Origin of the sequence: Thermococcus sp. (assembly GCF_015521605.1) — an archaeon.
GTDB lineage: Archaea > Methanobacteriota_B > Thermococci > Thermococcales > Thermococcaceae > Thermococcus.
In genome coordinates this window covers 21,588-47,745 of the sequence record NZ_WANV01000002.1, presented here as the reverse complement: position 1 = coordinate 47,745, position 26,158 = coordinate 21,588, and the positions used below count along the sequence as shown (strand labels likewise).

At 54.5% G+C, this 26,158-nt stretch carries 24 protein-coding genes and 1 tRNA gene; 17 read left to right on the top strand and 8 right to left on the bottom strand.

Features of this window, described 5'->3' with window-relative positions; all coding sequences use genetic code 11:
- The first annotated feature begins 29 nt into the window (after window positions 1-29).
- Complete coding sequence (locus tag F7C11_RS00575; RefSeq protein WP_297089906.1) at window positions 30-1,238, top strand: hypothetical protein; 1,209 nt, start codon at window positions 30-32, stop codon at window positions 1,236-1,238.
- 66 nt (window positions 1,239-1,304) lie between these two features.
- Entirely contained in the window at window positions 1,305-1,472 is a 168-nt protein-coding gene (locus F7C11_RS00570) for a class III signal peptide-containing protein (RefSeq protein ID WP_394354834.1), read from the top strand.
- A gap of 43 nt (window positions 1,473-1,515) precedes the next feature.
- Here the strand turns inward: F7C11_RS00570 and F7C11_RS00565 are convergent, their stop codons facing one another.
- The 4 genes from F7C11_RS00565 to F7C11_RS00550 form a co-directional block, all read right to left on the bottom strand.
- Window positions 1,516-3,819, bottom strand: a complete 2,304-nt coding sequence (locus tag F7C11_RS00565) for a TRAP transporter fused permease subunit (protein ID WP_297089904.1) — start codon at window positions 3,817-3,819, stop codon at window positions 1,516-1,518.
- A 2-nt stretch (window positions 3,820-3,821) separates the two neighbouring features.
- Complete coding sequence (locus tag F7C11_RS00560) at window positions 3,822-4,244, bottom strand: DUF1850 domain-containing protein (protein ID WP_297089902.1); 423 nt, start codon at window positions 4,242-4,244, stop codon at window positions 3,822-3,824.
- Window positions 4,245-4,284: 40 nt separating this feature from the next.
- The gene (locus F7C11_RS00555; protein ID WP_297089901.1) at window positions 4,285-5,322 is read right to left on the bottom strand and encodes a TAXI family TRAP transporter solute-binding subunit; all 1,038 of its coding nucleotides are present in this window, start codon (window positions 5,320-5,322) and stop codon (window positions 4,285-4,287) included.
- 159 nt (window positions 5,323-5,481) lie between these two features.
- The gene (locus F7C11_RS00550; RefSeq protein WP_297089900.1) at window positions 5,482-7,395 is read right to left on the bottom strand and encodes a KamA family radical SAM protein; all 1,914 of its coding nucleotides are present in this window, start codon (window positions 7,393-7,395) and stop codon (window positions 5,482-5,484) included.
- 381 nt (window positions 7,396-7,776) lie between these two features.
- Between F7C11_RS00550 and F7C11_RS00545 the strand changes: the two genes are divergently transcribed.
- The 9 genes from F7C11_RS00545 to F7C11_RS00505 all read left to right on the top strand — a co-directional run bounded on the left by F7C11_RS00545 (window position 7,777) and on the right by F7C11_RS00505 (window position 13,605).
- Window positions 7,777-8,595: a D-aminoacyl-tRNA deacylase gene (locus tag F7C11_RS00545; RefSeq protein WP_297089898.1), complete on the top strand. Its 819-nt coding sequence runs from the start codon at window positions 7,777-7,779 to the stop codon at window positions 8,593-8,595.
- Between the two features lie 121 nt (window positions 8,596-8,716).
- A complete protein-coding gene (ftsZ, locus tag F7C11_RS00540; protein WP_055429021.1) occupies window positions 8,717-9,838 on the top strand; it encodes a cell division protein FtsZ in 1,122 nt (373 codons plus the stop codon).
- Window positions 9,839-9,876: 38 nt separating this feature from the next.
- The gene (locus tag F7C11_RS00535) at window positions 9,877-10,062 is read left to right on the top strand and encodes a protein translocase SEC61 complex subunit gamma (RefSeq protein ID WP_088180035.1); all 186 of its coding nucleotides are present in this window, start codon (window positions 9,877-9,879) and stop codon (window positions 10,060-10,062) included.
- Window positions 10,063-10,082: 20 nt separating this feature from the next.
- A complete protein-coding gene (locus tag F7C11_RS00530) occupies window positions 10,083-10,541 on the top strand; it encodes a transcription elongation factor Spt5 (RefSeq protein ID WP_088180034.1) in 459 nt (152 codons plus the stop codon).
- Window positions 10,542-10,567: 26 nt separating this feature from the next.
- Complete coding sequence (locus tag F7C11_RS00525) at window positions 10,568-11,059, top strand: 50S ribosomal protein L11 (RefSeq protein WP_014788252.1); 492 nt, start codon at window positions 10,568-10,570, stop codon at window positions 11,057-11,059.
- Between the two features lie 79 nt (window positions 11,060-11,138).
- Window positions 11,139-11,789 (top strand): 50S ribosomal protein L1, encoded by a 651-nt coding sequence (locus F7C11_RS00520; RefSeq protein WP_055429024.1) that lies wholly within the window; start codon window positions 11,139-11,141, stop codon window positions 11,787-11,789.
- A gap of 5 nt (window positions 11,790-11,794) precedes the next feature.
- The gene (locus tag F7C11_RS00515; RefSeq protein ID WP_297089886.1) at window positions 11,795-12,814 is read left to right on the top strand and encodes a 50S ribosomal protein L10; all 1,020 of its coding nucleotides are present in this window, start codon (window positions 11,795-11,797) and stop codon (window positions 12,812-12,814) included.
- A gap of 78 nt (window positions 12,815-12,892) precedes the next feature.
- Window positions 12,893-13,210 (top strand): 50S ribosomal protein P1, encoded by a 318-nt coding sequence (gene rpl12p, locus F7C11_RS00510; protein WP_297089884.1) that lies wholly within the window; start codon window positions 12,893-12,895, stop codon window positions 13,208-13,210.
- 98 nt (window positions 13,211-13,308) lie between these two features.
- Window positions 13,309-13,605 carry a hypothetical protein gene (locus tag F7C11_RS00505; protein ID WP_297089882.1) on the top strand — a complete coding sequence of 99 codons (297 nt, stop codon included), beginning with the start codon at window positions 13,309-13,311 and terminating at the stop codon, window positions 13,603-13,605.
- 300 nt (window positions 13,606-13,905) lie between these two features.
- Here F7C11_RS00505 and F7C11_RS00500 read toward each other — a convergent pair.
- Window positions 13,906-13,981, bottom strand: a tRNA-Arg gene (locus tag F7C11_RS00500).
- 48 nt (window positions 13,982-14,029) lie between these two features.
- Between F7C11_RS00500 and dcd the strand changes: the two genes are divergently transcribed.
- From dcd to F7C11_RS00470, 6 genes are all read left to right on the top strand, one after another.
- Window positions 14,030-14,500: a dCTP deaminase gene (dcd, locus tag F7C11_RS00495; protein WP_297089930.1), complete on the top strand. Its 471-nt coding sequence runs from the start codon at window positions 14,030-14,032 to the stop codon at window positions 14,498-14,500.
- Between the two features lie 336 nt (window positions 14,501-14,836).
- Window positions 14,837-15,040 (top strand): archaeal histone HpkA, encoded by a 204-nt coding sequence (gene hpkA / locus F7C11_RS00490; protein ID WP_297089880.1) that lies wholly within the window; start codon window positions 14,837-14,839, stop codon window positions 15,038-15,040.
- Between the two features lie 66 nt (window positions 15,041-15,106).
- Window positions 15,107-16,381 (top strand): TIGR04013 family B12-binding domain/radical SAM domain-containing protein, encoded by a 1,275-nt coding sequence (locus tag F7C11_RS00485; protein WP_297089878.1) that lies wholly within the window; start codon window positions 15,107-15,109, stop codon window positions 16,379-16,381.
- Window positions 16,382-16,455: 74 nt separating this feature from the next.
- A complete protein-coding gene (locus F7C11_RS00480) occupies window positions 16,456-16,857 on the top strand; it encodes a toprim domain-containing protein (protein WP_297089876.1) in 402 nt (133 codons plus the stop codon).
- Window positions 16,854-18,245, top strand: coding sequence for a DNA primase DnaG (dnaG, locus tag F7C11_RS00475; RefSeq protein ID WP_297089874.1), 1,392 nt, complete (start codon window positions 16,854-16,856; stop codon window positions 18,243-18,245). Before F7C11_RS00480 ends, dnaG begins: the two co-directional genes overlap by 4 nt.
- A 74-nt stretch (window positions 18,246-18,319) precedes the next feature.
- Window positions 18,320-20,038, top strand: coding sequence for a glutamate--tRNA ligase (locus F7C11_RS00470; protein ID WP_297089928.1), 1,719 nt, complete (start codon window positions 18,320-18,322; stop codon window positions 20,036-20,038).
- Window positions 20,039-20,093: 55 nt separating this feature from the next.
- Here F7C11_RS00470 and F7C11_RS00465 read toward each other — a convergent pair whose 3' ends face one another.
- From F7C11_RS00465 to F7C11_RS00455, 3 genes are all read right to left on the bottom strand, one after another.
- On the bottom strand, window positions 20,094-21,386 hold the full coding sequence (locus F7C11_RS00465; protein ID WP_297089872.1) for a sodium-dependent transporter: 1,293 nt from the start codon (window positions 21,384-21,386) through the stop codon (window positions 20,094-20,096).
- 165 nt (window positions 21,387-21,551) lie between these two features.
- On the bottom strand, window positions 21,552-24,050 hold the full coding sequence (gene malP, locus F7C11_RS00460; RefSeq protein ID WP_297089870.1) for a maltodextrin phosphorylase: 2,499 nt from the start codon (window positions 24,048-24,050) through the stop codon (window positions 21,552-21,554).
- 97 nt (window positions 24,051-24,147) lie between these two features.
- Window positions 24,148-26,025, bottom strand: coding sequence for a phosphoenolpyruvate carboxykinase (GTP) (locus F7C11_RS00455; RefSeq protein WP_297089868.1), 1,878 nt, complete (start codon window positions 26,023-26,025; stop codon window positions 24,148-24,150).
- Between the last annotated feature and the right edge of the window lie 133 nt (window positions 26,026-26,158).

The following is a 26,158-nucleotide window of genomic DNA, read 5'->3' as shown; positions in this document are numbered from 1 at the left end:
GTGGAAGTTTAAAACGGTTAGGTGGAAGCATGAAGGTTGGAGTCGTTTTTGGAGTCAGCGAGCTGGCAAACCCGAAGGTCTTTGAGAAGAAAGCCTCGGAGTTCATAACGGGCCTCGCGAAGGAGTTTGAGGTTGTTGGAGGGTTCTTCATCTCGACACGGAGGGATTTCAGGGAGGCCAGAGAAGAAGTCAACTTCAACGAGGTTGACGCTATAGTGCTCTACCCTCTGACCGGCGGCACAGAGGGCCCTCTCAAGGAGTTTGCGGTTTACAGAAGACCCACAGTGATTTACGGCGACCCCTTCAACAACTCACTTGCAGCCGGAATCGAACTCAGGGAGTACTTCAGGGACAGGCTCGTACCGGCAACCCTGGTAAAGGACTTCAACGAGCTGAAGGCGGCACTCCTGGGCTATGAAGATATGGGGGACGTTCTGGATAAGTTCCTCCGCATGCGCATCGGCATAATAGGCAGGGTCTCGCCCTGGCTCATCAACGAGAAGTTTGAACTCCCGTACACAAAAATAAGCCTCAAGAAGTTTTACGAGTACTACGAGGCCACCACCGAGGCTGAAGGATGGAAGGCCGTAGAGGAAATCGTCGGAAAGGCAATCGAGATAAAAGAGCCCAAGAGGGAAGACCTCGTAAAGGCGGGAAGGATATACCTCGCGATAAAGAGGATACTGGAGGACTACAGGCTCGACGGTTTCACCATAGGCTGCTTTGATCTGATAGGCAAGCTCAAGGCAACGCCCTGCCTGGCCCTGGCCATGTTCAATGCGGAGGGGATCCCAGCGGCATGCGAGGGTGAGCTGAACTCCCTCGTCGGAATGATGATAGCGAGGCGCTTCTTCGACAAGCCGGCATTTATGGGCAACATAGCCGACTACGGGGAAAGCCACATAATCCTTGCCCACTGCACCGCACCACTCATCGGGAGGTATGTCGTCAGATCACACTTTGAGAGCGGCATGGGAGTCGGTGTCGACGTCCAGCTGCCCAAAGGAAAAGCCAGCCTCCTGAAGATACGCGGGAGAAAGGCCGTTGTTGCCGGCGTCGAAGTTATTGGCCAGGAACACAGCGATTTCAGGTGCAGAACCCAGGTGAAGCTCCGCATAGAGGACGCGATGGACTTCATAGATGGAACGCTCGGAAACCACCACCTGCTGGTCTACGTGGACAGCGAGGAGCTGGCCGATCTGCTCAGCGAGCTGGGCTTTGAGGTCATGCTCTACTAACGTTTTTCTTCCCACCAAAACTTTTATTAACATCAAGTTACTTAATATTCTATGGGGGTGGTGAGTATGAGAAGGGCCCAGGCGGCTCTGGAGTACCTCTTCATGATATCCCTGGCACTTCTCATGGTACTGGTCGTGGTGAGGGCGCTCAGGGAGGTTGCCAGCACCGCCAGCAGACAAACTGAGCGAGTTTCAAAGGAAATCGTAGAGACCCTCAACAGCACCCTGAAGTGAAGGGGGAGAGAAACATAGCTCAGAGATAAATAAAAGAAAAACCTCAGCTACCAGCTGCCTTTTTCTCGTAAAGCACGAGCCCTACCAGAACGGCAAATTCAAGTCCCACGGGTATTATGTGGAGCGACGCCGCGATGAGGCTGAGGCCCACCATTGCTGCTCTCAGGATCGTTGGTATCGAGAGACTCTTGAAGTGCCCGGTTATGGCAATCGCGAGTATGTACATTATCAGAATCGTCGCCGCCAGGTAGTACAGGACCCTCAGTGCCATCTGTGGCGTCCATTCGGAGACCGTTATGAGGAACATCTCCGGGTGGGTGAAGTAGATATACGGCCCTATGTACCCTGCCAGTGCGTACTTAACCGAGTTTATGGCTGTCTTCCAGAAGTCTCCTCCCGCCAGAGCTGAACCCGCATACGCTGCGAGGGCGACGGGCGGAGTGAGGTCTGCCAGTATTCCGAAGTAGAACACGAAGAAGTGTGCCGCGAGGAGGGCTATCGCAGTGCTGTATCCCGGCACGGAGGCGTCGTATATCGGATTGCCTGCGACTGCAGTATAAACCGCTGGAGCGGCCACAAGAGAGGTTATAACGTAGTTCGCCGTCGTTGGGACACCCATACCGAGGATGAGGCTGAATATCATTGCCATTATGAGGAGAAGGAGTAGGTTTCCGCCGGCGAGGTCAACGAGCTTGTAGCCGAGGGCCGTTACCAGGCCGGTCATGGTGAGGACACCCTGTATAAGGCCGGCGCTTGCAGCTGCCAGCATGACGGTTGTGCTCGTCTTGCCCGCGTCTATCATCGACTCGTACGTGGCGGTGTACATCTTCTTGCCGCCTTCCGTTCTCGATCTGTAACCCACAACGAGGGAGAATATTATTCCGAAGGTGCCGCTCATCAGCAGTATCTCCTCCTTCCGCATATAGAGCAGCTTTCCGAGAACTGCCATCAGTATGAACAGTATGCTTATGTAGAACTTCTCGTTGAACTCTGCCTTGTCGGTCAGCAGTGCCGCGGCCACGAGGATTGCCGCCAGAACAATGAGCACCGCTCCAACTGGGGTGGCGTACTCTCTGCTGGTGAACATCAGCACCGTTGTTATGAGGGCTATCGCGACATAGAAGTGTTCATGCCCGGGTATTTCATCCTTCGATATCCACGCGACCCAGATTGCAATTCCCAGGGAGGAAACCGCCGCAATATGGGGCGCAATTCCCCAGACAAGGGCCACGGTGATGACCACTATTGGCAGCAGGATGTAGAGCTTTCTCAGGAAGTATTTCAGCGGTTTGAAATGCTCCCTGGGCATGCCCTTGAGACCAAGCCTCTTCGTCTCCAGGTCTATGAAGAGGTAGACGCCGGTGTAGTATATCAGCGCTGGTAAAACAGCCGCTATTATGAGCTTGTTATACGGAATCCCGAGGAACTGGGCCATGATGAACGCTGCCGCTCCCATAACCGGGGGCATGAGCTGACCGCCCGTTGAGGCAACTGGCTCAACCGCACCTGCTATCTCAGGGGGATAGCCAGCCTTCTTCATCAGGGGTATCGTGAAAGTGCCCGTCGTCAGGACGTTGGCGACGCTGGAACCGCTAACGGTTCCCATCAGTCCACTTGAGATAACCGCCGCTTTCGCCGGTCCTCCCGGCCGGGTTCCAAACAGGCTTATCATGAACTCGGTTATATAGTCACTGACCCCTATTCTCAACAGGAATGCCCCGAAGAAAACGAAGGCGAAGACGTAAATCGTCATGACATAGAAGGGGATTCCAAATATTCCCTGGTCTAGATAGAGGTACTGGACGATCCTGGTCCAGTTATAGCCCGCGTCCCTGATGCCATACAGGAGGAATACCACCACGATGGTGGGAAGTATCCATCCTATCGCTCTCCTCGTCGCTTCGAGGACGAGTATTATTGCGAGTATCCCGAAAATAACGTCCATCTGGTTCACGTCGTAGTACACCATGTACGTCGGCCAGCGCCAGAACTTGTAAAATGCTGCCACCAGCCCCAGCAGTATTAGTATATAGTCAAACCACTGAACCTTTGAGAGATACTTCTCTTTTTTCCGTATTGGGTACCTCAGGATGGCTATTACAAATATCATCCCGAGCACGAAGGCCATTACCTGCTGATCCTGGAAGTCGAGCTTCAGGAACTCTATCTCGATGCCTAGTTTGCTGAAGATAGAGTACAGGAGGAACATAAAGTTGAATATAAACAGTATCTCGAAGATACCTATGAGGATCGACGCTCCACTCACAACCTTCTCAAGCTTTGGTGACAAGGTTCTCGTTGCTTCCAGCTTTATCTTCTTCTCTATAGCCTCCAAGTTCTCCCCCATCATCAACACCTCCTAACTATCGAAAGAATATAAGGTACCTCCTTCACCTCTATCTCCAAGACTCCCTCCTTCCTGGGCTGGACGAACACGGTATTTCCATCCACCAGCACCGTGACGTTGTTGACAGGAATGAACCAGTAGCTCCAAGACTTGCCGAGGAATTCATTGGCTTCCTTCACGTAGAACTCCCCCTGCTTGTACTGGAAGTCTATGGGCTGCCCGGCTAGGAACTCCTGCCACATCTCCTTGGTAAAATAGATGCCGTTCTCGGAGAGCCTGTAAACGTCAACGACCTTCGTGAGGGAGACGCTGTGGGTGTAATGGACCTCAAGTGTTGAGTTCGGTTCCAGGTGATAGTAACATTCACTCCCACCGAATTCTACCCCGATCACGGAGACAGGAAGAAGGAGCACGACTAACGGCAATAATAAAAAAAGAAAGGGCTTTTTCAATCGGTTCCCCCCTTCATCCACTGGGCTTGTACTCGTCCGGGACGGTTATGCCCTGTTCCTCGTAGTACTTGATGGCCCCTGGGTGGAGCGGCACCATGAGACCATCGAAGGCGTGGTTGATGTCTATCTGCTTCGCGACCTGGTGGGCCGTCGCGAGGTCGTCAATGCTGGTGTAGAGGATCTTGGTCATCTCGTAGACCAGATCGTCAGGTAGGTCCTTGTGCACGATGAGGGTTGATTTGACCGCTATGGTCTGAACATCGGTGTCCATTCCGTTGTACGTCCCCGCGGGTATGGTAACCTTAACGTAGAACGGGTATCCCTGGTCGTGGAGTTTCTGGACAACGTCATCCGGAACCGGGATGAGCCTTACCGGAACCTTAACTGCTATCTGGTTGATGGCCGGCGCTGGGTATGCGATAACGGTGAATTCAGCGTCAACCTGGCCGAGAACAAGGCTCTGAGCGGCCTCCTCAAAGGTCTGGTAGACCGGTTCTATCTTGTCCCAGACCCCCGCAGCCTTGAGAACCCTCTCGGCGGTTGCGGCCACACCGCTTCCTGCCGCACCCACAACGACCTTCTTGCCCGCGAGATCCTCAAGGGTCTTTATGTCGCTGTCAGCCCTAACGACTATCTGGACAGGCTCGGGGTACAGGGTTCCTATGGCCCGCAGATCCTTGATTGGCCCGCTCTTCTCGAACTGGTAGAGTCCGTTCCAGGCGTAGTACGTGACGTCGTTCTGTGCTATTGCCGCCTGGGCCTCACCCTTGCCAACAGCGAGACAGTTGGCAACACTGGCGCCGCTGGTGACGGCCTTAGCATAGATCATGTCGCTCTTCTTGTTTATCACCTTGGCATACATTGAACCCAGTGCGAAATAGACGCTACCCGGGCCGGAACCGGTGTATATTGTTATGATGTACTTCCCATCGTCGGTCTTTTCAAGGTTCAGCCCCTGGGTTGTCGTTTCTCCGCCACCGGTGGTGCAACCTGCGGCAACAACGGCCAAAAACAAAACAAACATCAAACCTACGGCAGTCCACTTCCTCATTCTTCACCACCTCTTAAAGACTGACGCCCATGTATGCACAGGCGCCTAAATATGTACACGTATCGCAGTATATGTACACTTCAGGGTTATATATTTTTTGGCTGGTTGGAAGTTTTACATTCAATTAAACAAATGTTGAAAGGAAATAATGAAAATTTTTCAGTAATAATACCAGATCGTCCAGTAATCATTCGGATCCTCACCGATGCTTTCCAGGTAGTCGAGATACTCCTTAATTGGAACGTCCGGGTAGGTGTAGAGCTTGGTCTCACTGATGCCCTTCTCCCAGGGGTGCATAAGGTATATCCTGCTACCATCGGGCCTTATTCCGACCAGCTCTCTGTCCTGCCATGCGCGCAGGTGGTTCTTGCCCATTCTCGGGACGTTGAAGACAGGCTCGTCAGGCCTGAACTGACCGGGCAGTAGTCTTGCCTCCTCCTTCCTCTCCTGGACGACCCTGGCTATAGGTACGAGGTAGTCCTTCTGCTCTATTTTGCCCTTCGGATAGAAGGTGTAGTACGGGTCGATGCCCACCTTCTTGAGGGCAATCCTGAGGGCCACGTTCTCAAAGCGCCTGCTGACGTTCCTCTGGTAAACGAGCTGGTTGTAGATGTATATTCCCTGCTTTCTCAGCTTGTACGTGGCCTCAGCGACCTCCGGAGTTACCTCGTAGGCGGTCTCGAAGTGTGTAGAGATGGCAACGTTCCTCCTTCCCGGCTCTATGTATGACCCGAGAATCTCTGCGAGGCTGTCGGTTATCCTCATTGGAACCGTGACAAGTATCCTGGTTCCCCACCGGATGTTCACGACGTGATCCATCTCCGCAAGGCGGGACATTATCCTGTCGATTATCTTGTCACTGAGCGCTATCGGATCCCCACCGGTTATGAGGACGTCCATCATGGAGTCGTGCTCGGCGAACCAGTCGAGGGCTTTCTCTATCTTGTCCCATCCCGGGAAGGAGCCGGCCATGAATGGCTCAAGAACCTCCCAGTTCCTCTGGCAGTAGACGCATATCTGCGGACAGGTGTCGTAGGCCTTGAGGATTGCAATTGTAACATACCTCCTGGTAACGAGGTCGATGGGTGATGTGTCATGTTCACCCATGAAGTCGAAGTAGTACTCCCTGTCCTCCCTGTGGATTATCATGTTGTCCATGTACCACTCCGGTGGCATTACCTGTCTTCTCACGTGTCTGTCGTACTTGTACGGTTCTTGGAAGTCCCACAGGTGGAGGTAATGTGGAGTTATCCCCCAGGGGATGCGGTATTTAACGGCAAGCTCGACCTGCTTCAGGTCGTCTTCAGGAACCTTAACTATGCCCAGTTCGTTTAATTCCCTCAGGATTTCGAGGCCCTTCTCCCTCTTGAGCACGTGACTGAACTGCCAGCGGTAGTCAAACCACTCATCCTCGGTTATGCCGAAGTACTCCATAAGCTGCTCTCTCTGCTTCTTCCTCTTCTCGATTATTTCCTTGTCAAGGCCGCTCGGGTACTTCTTCAAGTATCCTCTAATGTAGTTCCACTCCTTGTCAAGGTATTCAGAACGTGCCAGTGCGGCTTTTCTGCCCTTTATCTTGCTGAAGTCAACGAACTTTATACCGGCAGCTTCGAGCTTCGGTCCGAGCCACCCCTTGGAGTAGCCACTCACACCGGCCATCGCCCTGAAGAGATGGCGGAACTCCTCAACGAATCCGTCGGTTATTATGCTGAGGACATGTTTGTCGCCTTTTGTTGCCTTCCAGAGGTACTCAAGGGTGCTGAATCCGGCTGCCTTCTCCCCGTACTCAGAGATCATGTTAAGGAACACATTAATGGCCTCAACCCCGAGCCACCTGTCTATGGCGTCAACATTGATTTCCCCGTTTTTATACCTCCACAAGAGCTCCTCAGCGAACTTGGATAACCTTTTCCTTGCCTCTTCCAGGTCTTTACTGGTGAGCAGTATTTCTTTGATTTCCGGGAGAGGCTCAAAAACCTCTAAAAACTTCTTGTGTTCGACCCCCTGTCTGAGTCCCCAGGGGGATTCCTCAACGTTAAACGTGGAAATGGCGCTTTCCATCTGTTTCTCCATGCCCACACCCTCCATGCCCGACTATGGACAATGCCCCCATTCGGGAACATTGGTGAACACATTCCCTCATAGGGGGCAAGCTTTCGCTCTTAGTGGCCTTAAACGGCTATATATACTTTACTTTTACATCCCCGTAAAATATGACATATTTAAAGTTTGGAACCCAAAATTACGAAAATTTTACATATTTTTCCATAAAATCTTGAAAAATTGCTAAAATCTAACTTAACTTATGTCAATCCTGCAAAGAATAATTTACAAACATAAAGATTTGGTTTTTTATTCAACAAGGAGTTTTCGGAGAAGACATGGGCTTAATTAAACTCTCCAAAGCAAAAGGGTTATAACGCTCCCCTTGAAGGCAGCTTGGGGGCAGCAAAAATGAAAGTGATAATGACTACCAAGATCGACCTTGCATCGATGAACATCATGAACAAGCTGATCGATAACTTTGACTTTACCGAGACGGATAAGTCCTTCGATGGGAATCCTGTGTACGCAAAGGGGGACACACTCATACTGACGACCAACGACGAGATGATCTACTACGACGGCCTTGACAGGGCCATTGAGGAACAGCTCGGCTTTGTGCCCGAGATCATAGCCTTCGCCTCCAGGCACTCAAGCAAGCAGAAACTGCCGGCACTCACTGTCCACGTGACCGGAAACTGGGGCGGGGGGATATATGGAGGGAGGGATGAGAGCCTCGCAATATCCCAGCCAAGTGCTATGAAGCTTGCTCTCATGAAGATGAACGAGCTCAACGACCTTGGATGGACCGTCTGCTACGAGGCGACTCACCACGGTCCAAGCGAGCTTGAAGTGCCGAGCTTTTTTATTGAGATTGGCTCCAGCGAGGAGGAATGGATAATAGACAGGGCCGGGGAGATAATAGCCGAGACGATAGTCCACGTGCTTGAAAACTACAAAAAGGCCAAGTTCCCGGTTGCCGTTGGGATAGGTGGTGGACACTACGCACCGAAGCAGACTAAGAGGGCGCTTGAAACTGACATAGCATTCAGCCACATAGCGGCGAAGTACGCCCACCCGCTCAGGAAGGAACTCGTCCTCAAGGCTATTGAAAGGACTGCAGAAAAGGTGGAGGCAATATACGTTGATTGGAAGGGCAGCAAGGGCGAAACCAGGCAGATGGCTAGGGCTCTCGCCGAAGAACTGGGCTTGGAGTTCATACGCGACTAAATAATCGAAATCTTTAAAGATGTTAAGCGGGATTTTAAAATCAGCACTCGCCCTTAGCTAAATTTATATACTACCTGCCTACAAAGTGAAACAGATGTTAAATTGCCCGGAGGGTGAAAAGATGCTGAAGCTGATTGAAGACGCTATCGAAAGAACCTCTGCCGACCTTAACAAGGCCCCGGAGGCCCAAGTTCCCCAGACCGACATTGATGAAGAGCTCAAGAGGATTCTTGAGCAGATACAGGCCAAGATTTATGTCGTCGGTGTCGGCGGTGCTGGCTGTAACACCATTAACAGGATGATGCAGGTTGGTATACAGGGTGCGAAGGTTATCGCCATCAACACTGATGCCCAGGACCTCCTCAAGGTTCGCGCTCACAAGAAGATACTCATCGGTAAGGAACTCACCCGCGGTCTCGGAGCCGGGAACAACCCCAAGATGGGTGAGGAAGCCGCCAAGGAAAACGAGAGGGACATACGCGATGCCCTCGAAGGTGCCGACATGGTCTTCATCACCTGCGGTCTCGGTGGAGGTACCGGTACCGGTGCCGCTCCGGTCGTTGCGGAGATAGCCAAGAAGATGGGCGCCCTGACCGTCTCGGTGGTAACCCTCCCCTTCACCGTCGAGGGCATAAGGCGCATAAAGAACGCCGAGTACGGTCTTGAGAAGCTCAGAAAGAACAGCGACACCGTCATAGTCATCCCGAACGACAAGCTCATGGAAGTTGCCCCGAACCTGCCGATCCACATGGCCTTCAAGGTCGCCGACGAGATACTCGTCCAGGCCGTCAAGGGCATCACTGAGCTCATCACCAAGCCCGGTCTTGTCAACCTCGACTTCAACGACGTCCGTGCCGTCATGAAGGATGGCGGCGTTGCGATGATAGGCATCGGTGAGAGTGACAGCGAGAAGCGCGCTCTGGAGGCAGCCCAGCAAGCTTTGAACAGCCCGCTCCTCGACGTCGACATAAGCGGCGCCAAGGGCGCCCTGATAAGCATCAGCGGAAGCGACGTCAAGCTTGAAGAGGCCCAGCAGATAATCGAGCTCGTTACGAGCAAGCTCGACCCCGAGGCACAGGTCATCTGGGGTATCCAGCTCGACGAGGAGCTCGGCAAGATGATCAGAATACTCATCGTGGTCACCGGCGTCAGCTCACCCTACGCCGTCGCCGAGGAGGAGACCCTCTACTATCCAGAGGAGTCGGAGAGAAAAGTTATTAAGCTCGACCTTGAGGAGCTTTGACGACCCTTTCGTTTTCAAAATTTAGTGAGGTGACGAGGGTGGCAACAACCACGGAAAAGCTTAAAAGCTTCTTCGCGGAGTCGCGGAGGGTTTTGATGGTTACTAGAAAGCCGGGTATGAAGGAGTTTAAGATGGCAGCAAAGATTACCGGCATCGGAATGATACTAATCGGCCTTATTGGCCTTGTGATTCGCCTGTTCGGCTACCTCATTACTGGCTCTTGAGCCAGCAACGGGTGATAGAGATGAGCGACAGCAGGATATTTACAGTACGTGTCACCGTCGGCCAGGAAGAGACCACGGCCAAACTGATATACAGCAAGATTAAAACGTACAACCTGCCCGTGTATGCGATACTCGCCCCCTCAAAGGTGAAGGGTTACATTTTCGTCGAAGCGCCCAGTAAGAGCGCCGTTGATGAGGCCATTAAGGGCATAAGGCACGCGAAGGGCACCCTTCCGGGCGAGGTTAAGTTCGAGGAGATAGAGCACTTCCTTGAGGAGAAACCGGCCGTCAGCGGCTTCGAACCCGGAGACATAGTCGAACTCATTGCCGGACCGTTCAAGGGCGAGAAGGCAAAGGTTGTAAGGGTTGACGAAGCCAAGGACGAGATAGTCGTTGAACTCATCGGTTCAATCGTCCCGATTCCGGTCACGGTAAGGGGCGAATACGTTAGACTTATAAGCAAACGCCAGAAGGAGTGAACGGTCAAAGGACAGAGGTGAGAAAGATGCCGCAGATTGTTGAGGTGCTCGTTGAGGGAGGGAAGGCTTCACCTGGGCCCCCACTCGGTCCCGCTATCGGTCCGCTTGGACTCAACGTCAAGCAGGTCGTTGACGAGATAAACAAGGCCACCAAGGACTTCGAGGGGATGCAGGTTCCCGTCAAGATCATCGTCACCGACCCCAAGAAGAAGACCTTTGAGATAGAGGTCGGTGTTCCCCCGGTCAGCCAGCTCATCAAGAAGGAAATAGGCGCTCCCAAGGGCTCAAGTGAGCCCGGCCACAGCCCGGTCGGGAACCTGACCATGGAGCAGGTCATCAGGATAGCGAAGGCCAAGCAGGAGCAGATGCTTGCAGCCGACCTCAAGGCCGCAGCGAAGGAGGTCATCGGTACCGCGCTCAGCATGGGCGTAACCGTTGAGGGCAAGGACCCCAGGGAAGTCCAGAAGGAGATTGACGAAGGCGTTTACGACGAGATTTTCGCCAACGCCGAGGAGTGAGGGAAAAGTTTAAAAATCCCTCTTTTTACGCATTTTTGACTTTTCGCTGCTTAAATCAAAAACGAAAGGAGGGCTGTAAATGGCCTTTGACAGGCAGAAATTCGTGGAAGCGGTGAAGGAGGCGAAGGCCCGGGCTAAGCCGCGCAACTTCACACAGACCGTCGAAATGGCAGTCAACCTCAAGGATATAGACCTCCGCAAGCCGGAGAACAGGTTTAAGCTTGAGGTTGTGCTGCCCCACGGTCGTGGGAAGGAGCCCAAGATCGCGGTCATCGCTGATGGTGCCGTTGCCGAGGCGGCTAAAAAGCTCGGGCTTGATGTGATTAGTGGAGAGCAGCTTGAGGAACTTGCCAAGAGCCCAAGGCAGGCAAGGAAGCTGGCCAAGAACTACGACTTCTTCATAGCGGCCGCACCGCTGATGCCTAAGATCGGTAGGTACCTCGGTAGGTACCTCGGTCCGAGGAACAAGATGCCGCAGGTAGTTCCGCCGACCATGACCAACCTGGAGCCGATCGTCGCCAGGCTCAAGAGAACCGTCAGGATACAGCTCAAGAACAACCCGGTCGTTCACGCCAGGATAGGAACCGAGGACATGGACGACGAGAAGCTGGCTGAAAACGCCGAGGCGGTTCTCAACGCCATCATTAACAAGCTGGAGCGCGGCGAGAACCAAGTGAAGTCAGTGTACGTCAAGACCACCATGGGACCGGCAGTTAAGGTGGAGAGGTGAGGGAGATGGCCCACGTAGCCGAGTGGAAGAAGAAGGAAGTTGAAGAGCTCGCCAACATCATCAAGAGCTACCCAGTGATAGCACTCGTTGACGTCGCCAACGTCCCTGCCTACCCGCTCAGCAAGATGCGTGAGAAGCTCAGGGGCAAGGCGCTCCTCAGGGTCAGCAGAAACACCCTCATAGAACTCGCCATAAAGAAGGCTGCCCAGGAGCTCAACAACCCGGACCTCGAAAAACTCATTGACTACATCCAGGGTGGAGCAGGAATCCTCGCCACCGAGATGAACCCGTTCAAGCTCTACAAGCTCCTTGAGGAAAGCAAGACTCCGGCCCCGGCGAAGCCAGGCGTTGCGGTTCCCAAGGACGTCGTGATTCCAGCAGGTCCGACTTCAATCTCACCGGGTCCGCTCGTCGGTGAGATGCAGGCTCTTGGCATACCCGCGAGAATCGAGAAGGGTAAGGTCAGCATTCAGAAAGACTACACCGTCCTTAAGGCTGGGGAGGTCATAACCGACCAGCTCGCGAGGATCCTCAACGCGCTCGGAATCGAGCCGCTTGAGGTCGGTCTCAACCTGCTCGCGGCCTACGAGGACGGGATTGTTTACACCCCAGAGGTCCTGGCGATCGACGAGAGCGAGTACATCAACCTGCTCCAGCAGGCCTACATGCACGCGTTCAACCTGTCGGTCAACACCGCCTACCCGACCAGCCAGACCATCGAGGCGATCATCCAGAAGGCCTTCCTCGGTGCGAAGAACGTTGCAGTCGAGGCTGGCTACATCACCCCAGAGACAGTTGAGGACATCTTTGGCAGGGCCCTGCGTGCAGTCCTGCTCATAGCCCAGGAGCTGCCTGAGGACCTGCTCGACGAGAAGACCAAAGAGCTTTTAAACCAACAGGCACAAATAGCCGTTGCCGCTCAGCCTCAGGAGGAGAAGGTCGAGGAGGCTGAGGAAGAAGAGGAGGAAGAAGAGGAAGCTTCCGAGGAGGACGCGCTCGCTGGACTGGGCGCGCTCTTCGGCTGAACTTTCCATTTCCCTCGTATCCCTGAACGAGTCCGTGTGAAATGAATGAAAAAATGAAGATGATTGGAGGTGCGAAAAATGGAGTACGTGTATGCCGCTCTGCTGCTCCACGCCGCTGGTAAGGAGATAACCGAGGAGAACCTCAAGGCAGTCCTTGAGGCTGCTGGAGTTAGCCCGGACGAGGCTAGGATAAAGGCTCTCGTTGCCGCCCTTGAGGGCGTCAACATCGACGAGGTCATCGAGAAGGCCGCCATGCCGGTTGCCGCTCCGGTGGCAGTTGCCGCTGCCCCGGCTGCCGAGGCCCCGGCCGAGGCGGCTCAGGAAGAAGAGGAGGAAGAGGAAGAGGAGGCCAGCGAGGAGGAGGCCCTCGCCGGTCTCGGCGCCCTCTTCGGATGAAATCCTTTTTCCTTTTGTCCGCCCTTGGGCGGACACCCAACAACTTTTCTTTGCAGTCATTCGCCACCATTAAATAGCATGAGCCCCATAATTCTACGGTGGTCTCCATGCCCATAGCCCTTGAAAAGATTGGGGATAAACCCCTGGATGAAGCCCTTAAAGAAATGGGAATGGCATCGAAGATCATGGTTTTGGAAGAGCTTATGGCGATTTACACCGAGTGGGTAAGCATGGTGGGCGAGGTTCTCGTGGGACCGTACGGAGTCAGAAAGAACGTCAGCACGTACCGCGTTGATGCCCATTACAAGATCATGAAAACTATGGAAAAGGTATACTCAACCGGCGAAGCCTACAAAGCCCTCGATGAGCTGATAAGGAGCTTGACACAGGAGTGAATCCTTTTCTTTTATCCCCTGAATGAGAACCTCAACGAAAGCAGCTTTAGAGTTCCCAGTAAAGCAATTCAGAAGGCTCTCACTTCAAAACGGCTGTTCACGAGGAAAACCACTTGGGATTTGACTTTTTAGAAGGGTCTACGAGCTTTGATGAAACTTCGCGCAGGCAAAGTTACTGGGGGGTGGGGGCGTTAGCCCCCCAGTAGTTTAGAGAAAAAGCGGGGTTGTGGGGTGGAACCCCACTTCGGGGGTTTGAGAGTACAGAGAGATAAGGGGGCGGAGCCCCCTTGTCTTTCGTTGTGGCGGGCCCGGCGGGATTCGAACCCGCGACTACCGGCTCCGAAGGCCGGCGCCATGTCCCCTAGGCCACGGGCCCTCGGAAGTGTTTTAAGGGGCGGCAAAATAAAGCTTGCGGTGGTTGGTAATGATGCTCCCGGACTGGAAAATCAGAAAGGAAATTCTAATCGAGCCCTTCAGCGAAAAGTCCCTCCAGCCGGCAGGCTACGACCTTCGCGTTGGAAGGGAGGCTTACATAAATGGAGAACTGATAGACGTTAAAGAGGCCGGAAGAGTTGCAATCCCCCCCAAGACGTACGCGCTCATCCTGACCCTTGAGAGGGTCAAGCTTCCCGACGATGTTATGGGCGACATGAAGCTCAGGAGCAGCCTCGCCAGGGAGGGCCTCCTTGGGTCGTTCGCGTGGGTTGACCCGGGCTGGGACGGCAACCTGACCCTTGGAATCTACAACGCATCAAACGAACCGGTTGAGCTCGCCTACGGAGAGCGCTTCGTGCAGATAGCCTTCATAAGGCTGGAAGGTCCGGCCAGAAACCCCTACCGCGGGAACTACCAGGGGAGCCAACACCTGGCACTCTCAAAGAGGAGGAAAAGATAAACCGCTTTTCGTTAACCCATTCTATTTATTGAGCCATGCCGTGGCAAAGTGCGGTGAACCGGGATTTTTCAAAGATTGCCGGCTACGTTACCCCTGATATCACCGGGTTATAGTCGGCAGGAGGCACCATCTGGGTGTGGCCTTTCCTGGCACTGTGGACTCTTAATCGGTTGTCTATTTCTCCAAATGTCAATGAAAATATCCCTCTTGACAAGCCGATTGTATTCAACGGCGCACCGGCCGTCTAATCGACGTAGACGGCTCCGTTTACCGAAAGGTTTATATATCTCCAATTCCTTAAAAAATACCGAAAAACCCTTCCTGGAGGTGTTGTGAATGGCTGAGTTGCCGATTGCCCCGATTGACAGGCTTATAAGGAAGGCCGGTGCTGAGAGGGTCAGCGAGGAGGCCGCCAAGGTCCTCGCCGAGTACCTTGAGGAGTACGCCATCGAGCTCGCCAAGAAGTCCGCCGAGTACGCCAGGCACGCTGGCAGGAAGACCGTCAAGGCCGAGGACATCAAGCTCGCCATCAAGGCCTGAAGGCCCTTTCCTTCTTGATTTTTGCACGTCATCAGATTTTTAAGAGGCTCTTCTCAGGGTTTAAACATGCCCGAGATAGCCGTCCGGATGACCAAGCGCAATCACAACGCGTTCGTCCACCTCCTCGGCGCCTTAGAGAGCCAGGGCTTTGACCTGGACGAGCTCCTGATAACCAAGGACTTCACGGAGATACTCCGGGCAAAGCCAAAGGTGGTTCTGTACTCCTTCTTCACCGAGGAGATATGGGGCCCCCTGCCCGAGGAAGTTAGCCTCTTGAAAAAAAGCGGGGCACTTCTTGTAGCGGGAGGATATCACGCCATAGCGATGCCCAAACATACGCTCAATCAGCTCGGCTTCGATATAGCGGCTATAGGGGAGGGGGAGGAGGTTCTCTACCGGTTGCTCACAGTGCTGAAAAGGACGGGATATAGAATTACAAAGGAGCTCCTTGATATCAGGGGACTGGCCTTCTACCTCAACGGTGAGTTCGTCTTTACCGGCTTCGCCAAGGTTGAGGACTTCTGGCGCTTTCCCCCCTACCCTGAGAGCGTTCGCCTGATCTCCCCCATAGAGATAACCCGCGGCTGTCCCTTCGGTTGCTACTACTGCCAGACGCCCTACATCAAGGGGCTGAGAATGAGGCACAGACCGATAGACCAGATCGTAAAGTACTCCCGGAGAATGAGGGACATGCGCTACATAACACCCAACGCCTTTGCCTACGGCTCTCCGGGGGCTATCCTAAAGCTCAACAAGCTCGAAGCCCTTCTCAAGGCGCTTCAACCGCTAAGAAAAGAGGGCAGGAGGCTGTTCTACGGTACGTTTCCAAGCGAGGTAAGGCCCGAGTTCGTCCTTCCGGAGACGCTTGAACTCCTCATCGACTACGCGGACAACAGGCGCTTAGCGATAGGAGCACAGAGCGGAGACGATGCCATGCTGAAGGCCATGCACAGGATTCACCGGGTCGAGCACGTCCAGCGGGCGGTGGAATACATGCTTGAGTACGGCTTTGAACCGATCGTTGACTTCATCGTAGGTCTCCCGAACGAAAGCGAGGAGAGCCAGCGCAAAAGCATCGAGCTGATGAAGTGGATTATGAGGAAAGGAGGAAAGGTGAGGGCGCACTACTTCATGCCGCTCCCTGGGACGCCCTGGGCACGCTGCAGGCCTTCCCCATTGAGAGAGGAGATGAAGCGCTTTTTGGGGAGGATGGCCGCGAAGGGCAAGATAGAGGGGTCATGGGGCAAGCAGATTGAACTCTCCAGAAAGCTCCAGAAACTCATGGAAGAGTTCTACGAGGAGCCCATGAGCCACACGGTGCCCGTACGCAACGTGTGCTGATGTAGACAAGGAGGCGTCAAAAATCATCCAATAAGCTTATAACCCCATTCTTTCGTTACCTAACCGACGGCAATATGTACGCCGAAAACTATAAAAGATTCCTAGAGCTTATAGATAAACTGCGAGAGTTTGAGGGAGCCCTCATCGTGGAGGGCCCGCGAGACGAGGTGGCTCTGAGGAATCTGGGGGTCAGGGCGGAGATAATAAGGCTCTCACGCCTCCCGTTAACGGAAGTTGCGCTCATCGCGTCATCCTATAAAGAGGTCATGATACTTACCGACTTCGACAGAAAGGGCGAAGAGCTCGCAAGGAAGCTCCTCCGGTACCTGGAGGGGTATCCCTGCAGGGTCGATTCAGAAACGCGCAGAGAGCTCAGGAGGATAGCAAAGAAGGACATTAAAGGGATTGAGGACCTCTACGGCTTGTACCTTAAGGTCGTCTCCGTTTCTGACCCCCTGACGGAGGGGATTCGATGAAGAGGAAGAAGACAGTGCTTCACCACATTTTGGCTGAAAAACAGAAGTTTGAAAAACGGAAAGAGGGTGGTGGTATGTCAGCCAAAGACGAATTTGGAACCACGAAGTACGTAATTTATGCCGAGTTTGAAGCGAACGGAATTGTTGAAAGGCCCGACGTTGTTGGTGCTATTTTTGGTCAAACTGAGGGCCTCCTGGGTGACGATCTCGACTTGAGGGAACTCCAGAAAACCGGAAGGATTGGAAGGATAAGGGTTGAAGTTCACACGAAGGCCGGAAAGACCTACGGAACGATAACCGTCCCATCGAGCCTCGACAGGGTTGAAACGGCCATTTTGGCGGCGGCCCTTGAGACCATTGACCGCGTTGGCCCCGCCGAGGCCAAGATAAAGGTTCTCCGCATCGAGGACGTCCGCGCGACCAAAAGGAAGTACATAATAGAGAGGGCCAAGGAGATACTCGAAAGCCTCATGGAGCAGGAGATACCCGAAACCCAGGAGCTGACGGAGGAAGTTAAGAAGGCCGTTCGTGCCAAGGAGCTCATTGAGTATGGTCCAGAGAAGCTCCCGGCAGGCCCGCACGTGCCGTTCTCAGACTCAATAATCGTCGTTGAGGGCAGGGCAGACGTTCTTAACCTGCTCAAGCACGGCATAAAGAACGCCATCGCCGTAGAGGGCACATCCGTTCCCGAGACCATCATAAAGCTCAGCAAGGAGAGAATAGTTACCGCCTTCACGGACGGCGACCGCGGCGGTGAGCTCATCCTCAAGGAGCTGCTGCAGGTGGCAGATGTTGACTACGTGGCTCGCGCGCCGGAGGGCAAGGAAGTCGAGGAGCTGACCAAGAAGGAGATAGTTAAGTCCCTCAGAAGCAAGGTTCCGGCCGAGCAGGTCATAACGGAGATATTCTACAAGGGAAGGAACTTCTACGACGTCATAAAGGAAAAGGAGAAGGCCAAGTCCAAGGAGGAGAAGAGGGAAACCAAGCCTCCAGCCCCCGCCCCGGCCCCACCGGTCGTGAAGGCCGAGGAGAGGAAGCCACAACCGGAGCCCAGAAGGGAGGAGCGCATAATAAAGCCCATCCAGCAGCCAAAGCCGAGCGAGCTCGATGAGTTCGGCGAGTTCATAGAGAAGGTCAAGGCGTCCAAGGAGTCCATGGCACTTCTCCTCGACAAAGACAAGAACACCGTTGCGGAGATACCCGTCAGGGAGCTCACCAACCAGCTTAAGGAACGCAAGGATGTCTATGCCGTGGTCTTCAACGGCGTCATAACCCAGCGCCTCATCGACACGGTGAGCGAGAGCGGCGTCAAGTACCTCGTTGGTGCGAGGAAGTACAACGTCGTCAGAAGGCCGATAAACCTCAAGATAGTTACCTTCGCGGAGTGAGCTCCGCCATCTTTTCTCCCTTCTTAAGGACTAACTTTATAACCACTCCCGCCTTTCTCCCCCCGGTGAGGAGAATGAACGTGGAGGAGCTTATACTGAAGTACGCGCTCATAAACGCTTACACCCACAAGGGAAAGGCAAACGCCAAGGCAGTCATTGGAAAGGTTCTGGGTGAGAACCCCGAGCTGAGACCCAAAGCGAGGGAGATAATCCCCCTCGTGAACGAAATCGTTGAGAGAGTCAACGGTATGAGCCCCGAAGAGCAGGAGGTCAAGCTGAGGGAGATTTATCCGGAGTTCTTTGAGGCAAAGAAGGCCAAGAAGGAGGAAAAGAAAGGTCTCCCACCCCTTCCCAGGGCCGAGAAGGGTAAGGTGGTTACCCGCTTTGCCCCCAACCCGGACGGGGCCTTCCACCTGGGCAACGCGAGGGCCGCCATTCTCAGCCACGAGTACGCGAGGATCTACGGCGGCAAGTTCATCCTCCGCTTCGACGACACCGACCCGAAGGTCAAGAGGCCAGAACCGAAATTCTACGAGTGGATCAAGGAGGATCTGGAGTGGCTCGGATTCAAGATAGACGAGATACACATTGCCAGCGATAGGCTGGAAATCTACTACGACTATGCCGAGAGGCTCATAAAGGGCGGAAAAGCCTACGTCTGCACCTGCCCGCCGGAGAAGTTCCGCGAGCTCAGGGATAAGGGAATCGCCTGCCCGCACAGGGATGAGCCTGTGGAGGTCCAGCTCGAACGCTGGAGGAAGATGCTGAACGGCGAATACAGGGAAGGGGAAGCCGTTGTCAGGATAAAGACTGACCTGAGCCATCCGAATCCGGCAGTTAGGGACTGGCCCGCTTTGAGGATAATCGACAACCCCGACCACCCGCGCGTTGGCGACAAATACCGCGTCTGGCCCCTCTACAACTTCGCCTCGGCCATAGATGACTACGAGCTTGGTGTCACCCACATCTTCCGCGGTCAGGAGCACGCGGAGAACGAGACCAGACAGCGCTACATCTACGACTACTTCGGCTGGGAGTACCCGGTCACCGTCCACCACGGGAGGCTGAGCATCGAGGGAGTGATCCTCAGCAAGTCCAAGACCCGGAAGGGAATCCAGGAGGGCAAGTACCTCGGCTGGGACGACCCGAGGCTCGGAACAATCCGTGCCCTTAGAAGGCGCGGAATAAGGCCGGAAGCTATAAGGCAGCTCATCATCGAGGTCGGCCTGAAGAGGAGCGACACGACCATAAGCTGGGACAATCTGGCGGCAATAAACAGACACATCATCGAGCCGATAGCCAACAGGTACTTCTTCGTGGCAGACCCGATTCCGATGTACGTGGAGGGGGCCAGAGAGTTCACAGCCGAGATACCGCTCCACCCCGACTACCCGGAGAGGGGAACGAGAAAGCTCAGGTTCGAGCCGGGTAAGCCGGTCTACGTCTCAAGGGACGATATGGACCTCTTCAAGCCGGGCAGTTTTGTCCGCCTGAAGGACCTATTCAACGTCGAGATAGTCGAGGTAAGCGAGGACGGGATTAGGGCGAAGTTCCACAGCGTCGAGTACGAGGTTGCCAGGGAGAACCGCTGGAGGATGGTTCACTGGGTCACTGAAGGAAAGGCCTGTGAGGTTCTCGTGCCAGAGGGAGACGAGCTGATTATCAGAAAGGGCCTCCTGGAGAGTGACGCGCAGCTCAGGGTGGACGATATAGTCCAGTTCGAGCGCTTCGGCTTCGTCAGGATTGACGAGGTTACCCCAGAAAAGACCGTCGCGATATTCGCCCACAAATGATGCCCCTTCTGTTCCCTTTTTGCAATAATAAAAATGCAATAATAAAAATGGAGGCTCAGATGGCCTCCTCCTGGAGGGGAACTATTCTGTCGCCGAGGACACCAAAGACGACAAGTGCCACCGCCAGCAGTCCCGAAGCGATGTAGAGCCCTCCCGCCCTGAAGTCGGTGACCACGGCATAGACGCCGCCGATAAGGAACATCACGATGGCGATGCCCCCCAGTATGGCCCGGAGGGATTGCTTTTCTCTGGATGTCATCACCGGGTACAGCTCATACACTGCGGTGAAGAACGTTGTGGCCGTGACGGTCTTCAGGGCCATGTCCGCAACAGCGGGTACTGAGTCGAGGACACCTATGATGGCGGCGGCACCTATGATGTAGGCAGCGGCTCTGTTCCTGCCGATCTTAAGCAGGGATTCCGTGATCTGAAGGCCAACCTCCGCCGTTGGAAGGAGGCTGGTCACGCCGGCGAAGAACAGAGATATCGCTATCAGTCCCAGAAGGATGGGATAGCCCGAGAGTATGTTGGGGAGATCCGCCATGAGTGCTATGGCGCCTTCGTCGCCCCCGTAGACGTAGCTCAGCAGCCTTTCAGGGGTTGTCGGGGCTATGGCATAGACCACTATCACGGTTGACAGCAGGCTGACGAGGAGCTGGATGAGGATGCCCGTCCCTATGATGATCCTCGGGTTGAAGCGCTCGTTGAGGAAGCTGCCAAGCATGAGGTAGAACGCGAACCCCAGCCCCACACCGTAGATGGCCCTCATTGCAGCGTCCCTGATGAGATCAAGCGTGATGGGGGTCGTGGTTATGAGCATGTGCTTTGCCAGCCCCAGAAACGTTGCGTTCTCGGGTATCTGCGTCTTGAAGGCTATCGCGGTTATGACAACCGAAACGACAAAGACCAGCGAACCAACGGCCATTATGGCAAACGTCTTTTCCTTGGCACGGGTGAGTATCAGGAACACTATCGCGAGCATCAGGAGCTTTGCAATGAGCCTGCCCACAGTCCCGGTTCCGACCACCGGTGAGAGGATACTGAGCATGACGTTGGCGGCGTAGTACGATATAAAGAGCACCACCGCTGCAAGGATTGTGACTATCATTGCGGGCCTCCTGGCCACTTTCCTGTAAAGTTCAACGAAGTAGTAGCCCGAGTTCATGACGACCTCTGCCTCGAGTATTGCCACGTACGTGAACAGTGCCAGAAAGGCCACGTGGACTGCCATTCCGGTTATTCCGTACTGGAGCCAGAACTGCGGGAAGAGTCCCAGCGTCCCTATCCCCGTCGCAAAGCCCGCCACCAGGAACATCAGATAGAGGGTCCACTTCTTGACTTGGTCCATGGTTCCACCCCCCAATGATTTCATTCGTTTCACTAGAATTGTTTAGGGTTAAAAGAGTAACTTTTCGGAATCTCACGAAAATTTACATCCTCTGCTCTTTTGGGAATGTCCTTCTGCCCTAGAGTAACATGAGGTCAAAAATTCGGAAAATTGAAGAAAGTGGGGTCATTCTAAACCATGCCACTTGACAAGACCGAGTAGGAACCTGTGGGGCAACTTCTCGTGGTGGGGATAGACGCGGAGCGCGTAGTGCCAGCAGGGGTTATCGAGGTATCTCAGTGCCGTCCCCTCGTAAGTGTAGAGCCACCTGTCTCCGCCGAGCTTCTTGGGGTGCCTCAGCTCGATGATGTAGGGCTTCTCCACGTGGTAGCCCTCGGCCTTGACACCGTAGTATAGTTCGACCCTAACGTCTTCCGGTGCCAGCCCGTCCAGATACAGTGTAGCCTCAAAGCCGCTCCGATCCTCCCTGACCTTGATGTGCTCAATGACCACCTTGTCCCAGGATGCCATAACGCGCTCCTTCCACGCGGCTATCTCCCTGGTCCCCCTGTAGTTCTCACGGGTCAGCCAGATGTGGTTGCTCATGGCCTTCGCGTAGAACCTTCCAACGTACTCCTTGACCATCCTGTGAGTGCTGAAGCGCGGCGCTATGCTCTTGATGCTCTCCTTCATCATGTATATCCACTTCTCGCGGTTGCCGTAGTATGTGGGGATTATCTCCCTCTCCAGGAGGTCGTAGAGGGCCTGCGCATCCTTCACATCGTCCGCCTCGGTTTCAGGCTCCGTTGTCTCCTCCCCAACAACCCAGCCGTTCTTGCCGTTGTATCCCTCGACCCACCAGCCGTCGTAGATGCTCGCGTTGAGGACGCCGTTTAGTCCCGCCTTCATGCCGCTCGTCCCGCTCGCCTCCATCGGCCTGCGCGGCGTGTTGAGCCAGACGTCAACGCCCGCCACCATGAGCCTGGCGCTGCCCATGTCGTAGTTCTCCATCACGAATATTTTGCCCCTGAACTCGGGCATCTGGCTGACCTCGTAAACGCGCTTAAGGAACTCCTTTCCGGCCTCGTCCATCGGGTGGGCCTTTCCGCCGAAGACCAGGTAAACCGGCCTTTCAGGGTCGTTGAGAATTCTCTTCAGCCTCTCAAGGTCTGTGAACAGAAGGGTGGCGCGCTTGTAGGTTGCGAAGCGCCTGGCAAAGCCGATTATGAGCGCGTTCTCATCCATGTCGGGTAGGGGGTCGTCCGTTCCAAGGCGTTCGTTCCGCCTCATGACCTTTCTCCTGAGGAACTCTATGAACTGCCTCTTGGCTTCGAGGTGCGCCTCCCAGAGTTCCTCATCCGGTATCATCTCAACGGCGTACCAGAGGCCTTCGAGGTTTGTGTGCTCGCGCCAGATTTTGCCCAGATAACGGTCAAAGAGCTTTCTCATCTCGTTGTGAACCCACGTCATTGTGTGGATTCCGTTCGTGATGCCCTCGATGGGTATCTCGTCTATGGGAACGTCAGGCCAGAGGTCTTTCCACATGCGCTTGCTGACCTCCGCGTGGAGCTGGCTTACGCCGTTGACGTAGCTCGACGTCCGGATAGCCAGGAGGGTCATGTTGAGCTGGTCGCCCTCCCTGCCGAGCTCCAGCAGTTCCTCCCTGCCCTCAAGGAACTTCGCCAGCCTTTTCCTGACCTCCCCTATCGGGAACCTGTCGTGGCCAGCCGGAACCGGGGTGTGGGTGGTGAAAACCGTCGTGCCCCTCACTATGCTGAGGGCCTCGGTGAAGGTAAGCCCGTCCTCCATGTACCAGGCCATCCTCTGGAGGTTCGCAAAGGCTGGATGTCCCTCGTTGAGGTGAACCACACCGGGCTCTATTCCGAGGGCCTTTAGAAGCCTCATGCCACCGATTCCGAGGAGTATCTCCTGCTTTATCCTCTTGTCTATTTCCGCGTTGTAGAGGTAGTCGCATATCGTCCTGTCGTCGGCACTGTTCTCGGGCACGTCTGTGTCGAGGAGGTATATCTTCACCCTCCCGACCGTGACCTCAAAGGCCCTCGCGTAAACGATCCTGTCCTCTATGGGAACCTCCACCAACAGGGGCTTCCCGTCCTTGCCAAGAACCGGCTTGATGGGCATCTCAGCGGGCTTGTATTCCGGGAAGACCTCCCTCTGCCTCCCGTCCTTTCCTATCTCCTGCCTGAAATAGCCGTGTTTGTACAGAAGCCCTATGGCTATGAAGGGAAGCCCGAGGTCGCTCGCGGTCTTCACGTGGTCGCCGGCAAGGATACCCAGACCGCCGGAATAGATGGGCAGGCTTCTGCTGATGCCGTACTCCATGCACAGGTACACTATAGGTTTGTCCCACTTGGGATAGTTGGTGGAGAACCAGGTGGACGAGGGGTTCATGTAGTCCTCGAACTGCTCGGTGACGAGGTCGTAGAGGTTCATAAAATCGTCATCTTTGAGAAGCTCGCGGAGACGGCTCTGGGGAACGTCGAGAAGGAGTTTGACCGGGTTCTTGTGCTCCTGCCACAGCTCCGGGTCGATATACTCCCAGAGCTTTGTGGCACGTCTGTTCCAGCTCCACCAGTAGTTGTACGCCAGCTCCGCCAGGTCCTTCAGTGGATGGGGAAGCTTCTCCCTGATTACATCCTGGGTACAGGTGTCAAGTTCTACCATGGCAACCACCCGTGTATCATCATGGGTGATAAATATTTGGGGTCAACCTTAAAAAGTCTTGCCGCTCGGCGTTTGACGAAAAGAGAAAAAGAGAGGTTCATTCCCCATCAAGAACAAAGGGGCTAATGTATTCGCCGTACTTCTTTCTGGCCTCAAGGAGGCGCTTCCTCTCTTCCTCCAGAACCTTAAAGAGCTCCTCCGGGACTTCCTTCACCTGCTCGCGGTAGATCTTCTCTATGCGCTCAATCTTCGCGAGCAGTTCGGGGACCCTTATGGTGAACTGCCTCTCGTAGTCCTCCCTGCTGTAGTCCTTGTTGAGAACCCCCCTGAACAGCCTGGCCAGGTCTTCGTACTTCGGAATGTAGCCTATCGGCGTCTCTATAGCATCGACGTCGCCGTGGACGCGGAGTTCCATCCACTTGAGCCAGACCGCCTTGTCAAGCTTGTGGTTGAGCCAGTTGCCCTTCTCGTCGCGGAGGAAGTAGTTCACCGCAAATATCTTCGGGGCCTTCCTCAGCCCCTCCCCGAACTTCAGGTAGTTCTCTATGTACTCCCCGAGAGGAACGCTCATGAAGTCGAGTATGGCCATTGGGTTGAAGGCACGAACGCCCTCCTTTCCGAGGGTTGCGGCCGTCGTCTCACTCTCCAGTGATGCGCCCATGGTGATGACGCCGTGCTTCCAGTCGAATGCTTCCCTGACAGGGGGCCACGTGTCCTTGTCGCGGCCGCCGAATATCATTCCACCTATTTCGACGCCACAGGGGGCTTCCAGGGCTTCCATGTCAACGTTCGGGAAGTGCTCAAGGCTGACTGTGAAGCGGGCGTTCTTGTGACTGGGCGGTATCTCGTTTCCTTCCCTGTCCCTCTTCCCGCGCCACCACTTTCCGCTGTGGTTCTCGCCCTCCTCGGGGATAGGCACCCCCATCTCGTTCCAGTAGGGCTTACCGCCCTTGACGAGGACGTTGGAGAAGATTATCTCGACGGGTGAGTGGAGAACCTGCCAAATAATCGGGTCATCCTCGGGGTTGACGCCCTGAATTATACCGAAGACCCCCTTCTCGACGTTGGCTCCCCTTGCGACACCGTTGAAGGGCATTATGAAGGTCAGGTCGTCGCCGACTATGTTCTCCCAGCTTATCATGGCGGTGGAGGTCTTTCCGCACATGCTCGGATAGGCGCCGGTGAAGTAGGTCTTCCTCCCGTTGGGGCCGTTGACGCGCATCAGGAACATGTGCTCGCTGAGCCATCCCTCCCGGACGGCGCGCTGAATGGTGAGCCTGAAGGCGAGCTTCTTAAGGCCGATGGTGTTTCCGCCGTACTGCGTGTTGACGGAGTAGACGGTCTCGCCCACAAGGTCGATGTAAATCCTCCTCCTGTCGAGGTTCTTGCTGGTCTTTCTCTCATCAAGCTCACCTGCGGAATGAACGAAGCGGAAGAACCTGGCCTGCCTGCCAAGGCGTCTGAACTCTTCGTAGCCCTTCCGGTAGAGGATAAACTCGGAGTGAGCCACGTAGGCCGAATCGGTGAGCTGAACGGCCGGAATTGTAAATACCGAGTTCCTGGGTCCGAGGACAAAGAAGCACACGAAGAGCTCCTTACCCTTCATGATGCCCCTCATGAGTTCCCGTATCTCTTTCAGACCCTCGTCCCTGTCCTTCGTGTTCAGGAAGGGAATCTCCTTTCCGCCCGGAACGAGGAGCTTGGTGTTGGCCTTGTCCCTGGCCTGGTCGTAGTAGTTGTCGTAGTGGACGGTGTGGTTCGGCGTTTCGAGGAGCCTTTCCTCCCCGTAATAGAGGGCCTTCCAGCGGACGTAGCTCTCGTCCTCCTCGCTGTCGGTGCATACAAAAACCTTATCCGGTTCGAGCCATTCAATCCAGTCCGCCAGAAACTCGTGGAGTTCGGGATTGTCTATCGCCCTGATTTTTTCAAACTGTTCCTTATCAAGGAGCTTTTCAAGCCTTTCCAAGGCGTTCATAATATCGCCTCCGATGGGAGTTGGATTCATGCTTAAAAATTCTTCGTCGTTGTGACCAGCGTGAAATGGAATCCGGAGCTTCCGTTGCCGCAATCCTTTGGAAAAAGGCCGCTGGTCGTCACAACGACAGCAT

Coding starts and splice junctions, on each gene's coding strand:
- F7C11_RS00575 (WP_297089906.1), top strand. CDS start 30: ATGAAGGTTGGAGTCGTTTTTGGAGTCAGCGAGCTGGCAAACCCGAAG.
- F7C11_RS00570 (WP_394354834.1), top strand. CDS start 1,305: ATGAGAAGGGCCCAGGCGGCTCTGGAGTACCTCTTCATGATATCCCTG.
- F7C11_RS00565 (WP_297089904.1), bottom strand. CDS start 3,819: ATGGGGGAGAACTTGGAGGCTATAGAGAAGAAGATAAAGCTGGAAGCA.
- F7C11_RS00555 (WP_297089901.1), bottom strand. CDS start 5,322: ATGAGGAAGTGGACTGCCGTAGGTTTGATGTTTGTTTTGTTTTTGGCC.
- F7C11_RS00550 (WP_297089900.1), bottom strand. CDS start 7,395: ATGGAGAAACAGATGGAAAGCGCCATTTCCACGTTTAACGTTGAGGAA.
- F7C11_RS00545 (WP_297089898.1), top strand. CDS start 7,777: ATGAAAGTGATAATGACTACCAAGATCGACCTTGCATCGATGAACATC.
- ftsZ (WP_055429021.1), top strand. CDS start 8,717: ATGCTGAAGCTGATTGAAGACGCTATCGAAAGAACCTCTGCCGACCTT.
- F7C11_RS00530 (WP_088180034.1), top strand. CDS start 10,083: ATGAGCGACAGCAGGATATTTACAGTACGTGTCACCGTCGGCCAGGAA.
- F7C11_RS00525 (WP_014788252.1), top strand. CDS start 10,568: ATGCCGCAGATTGTTGAGGTGCTCGTTGAGGGAGGGAAGGCTTCACCT.
- F7C11_RS00520 (WP_055429024.1), top strand. CDS start 11,139: ATGGCCTTTGACAGGCAGAAATTCGTGGAAGCGGTGAAGGAGGCGAAG.
- F7C11_RS00515 (WP_297089886.1), top strand. CDS start 11,795: ATGGCCCACGTAGCCGAGTGGAAGAAGAAGGAAGTTGAAGAGCTCGCC.
- rpl12p (WP_297089884.1), top strand. CDS start 12,893: ATGGAGTACGTGTATGCCGCTCTGCTGCTCCACGCCGCTGGTAAGGAG.
- dcd (WP_297089930.1), top strand. CDS start 14,030: ATGATGCTCCCGGACTGGAAAATCAGAAAGGAAATTCTAATCGAGCCC.
- hpkA (WP_297089880.1), top strand. CDS start 14,837: ATGGCTGAGTTGCCGATTGCCCCGATTGACAGGCTTATAAGGAAGGCC.
- F7C11_RS00485 (WP_297089878.1), top strand. CDS start 15,107: ATGCCCGAGATAGCCGTCCGGATGACCAAGCGCAATCACAACGCGTTC.
- F7C11_RS00480 (WP_297089876.1), top strand. CDS start 16,456: ATGTACGCCGAAAACTATAAAAGATTCCTAGAGCTTATAGATAAACTG.
- dnaG (WP_297089874.1), top strand. CDS start 16,854: ATGAAGAGGAAGAAGACAGTGCTTCACCACATTTTGGCTGAAAAACAG.
- F7C11_RS00470 (WP_297089928.1), top strand. CDS start 18,320: ATGAACGTGGAGGAGCTTATACTGAAGTACGCGCTCATAAACGCTTAC.
- F7C11_RS00465 (WP_297089872.1), bottom strand. CDS start 21,386: ATGGACCAAGTCAAGAAGTGGACCCTCTATCTGATGTTCCTGGTGGCG.
- malP (WP_297089870.1), bottom strand. CDS start 24,050: ATGGTAGAACTTGACACCTGTACCCAGGATGTAATCAGGGAGAAGCTT.
- F7C11_RS00455 (WP_297089868.1), bottom strand. CDS start 26,025: ATGAACGCCTTGGAAAGGCTTGAAAAGCTCCTTGATAAGGAACAGTTT.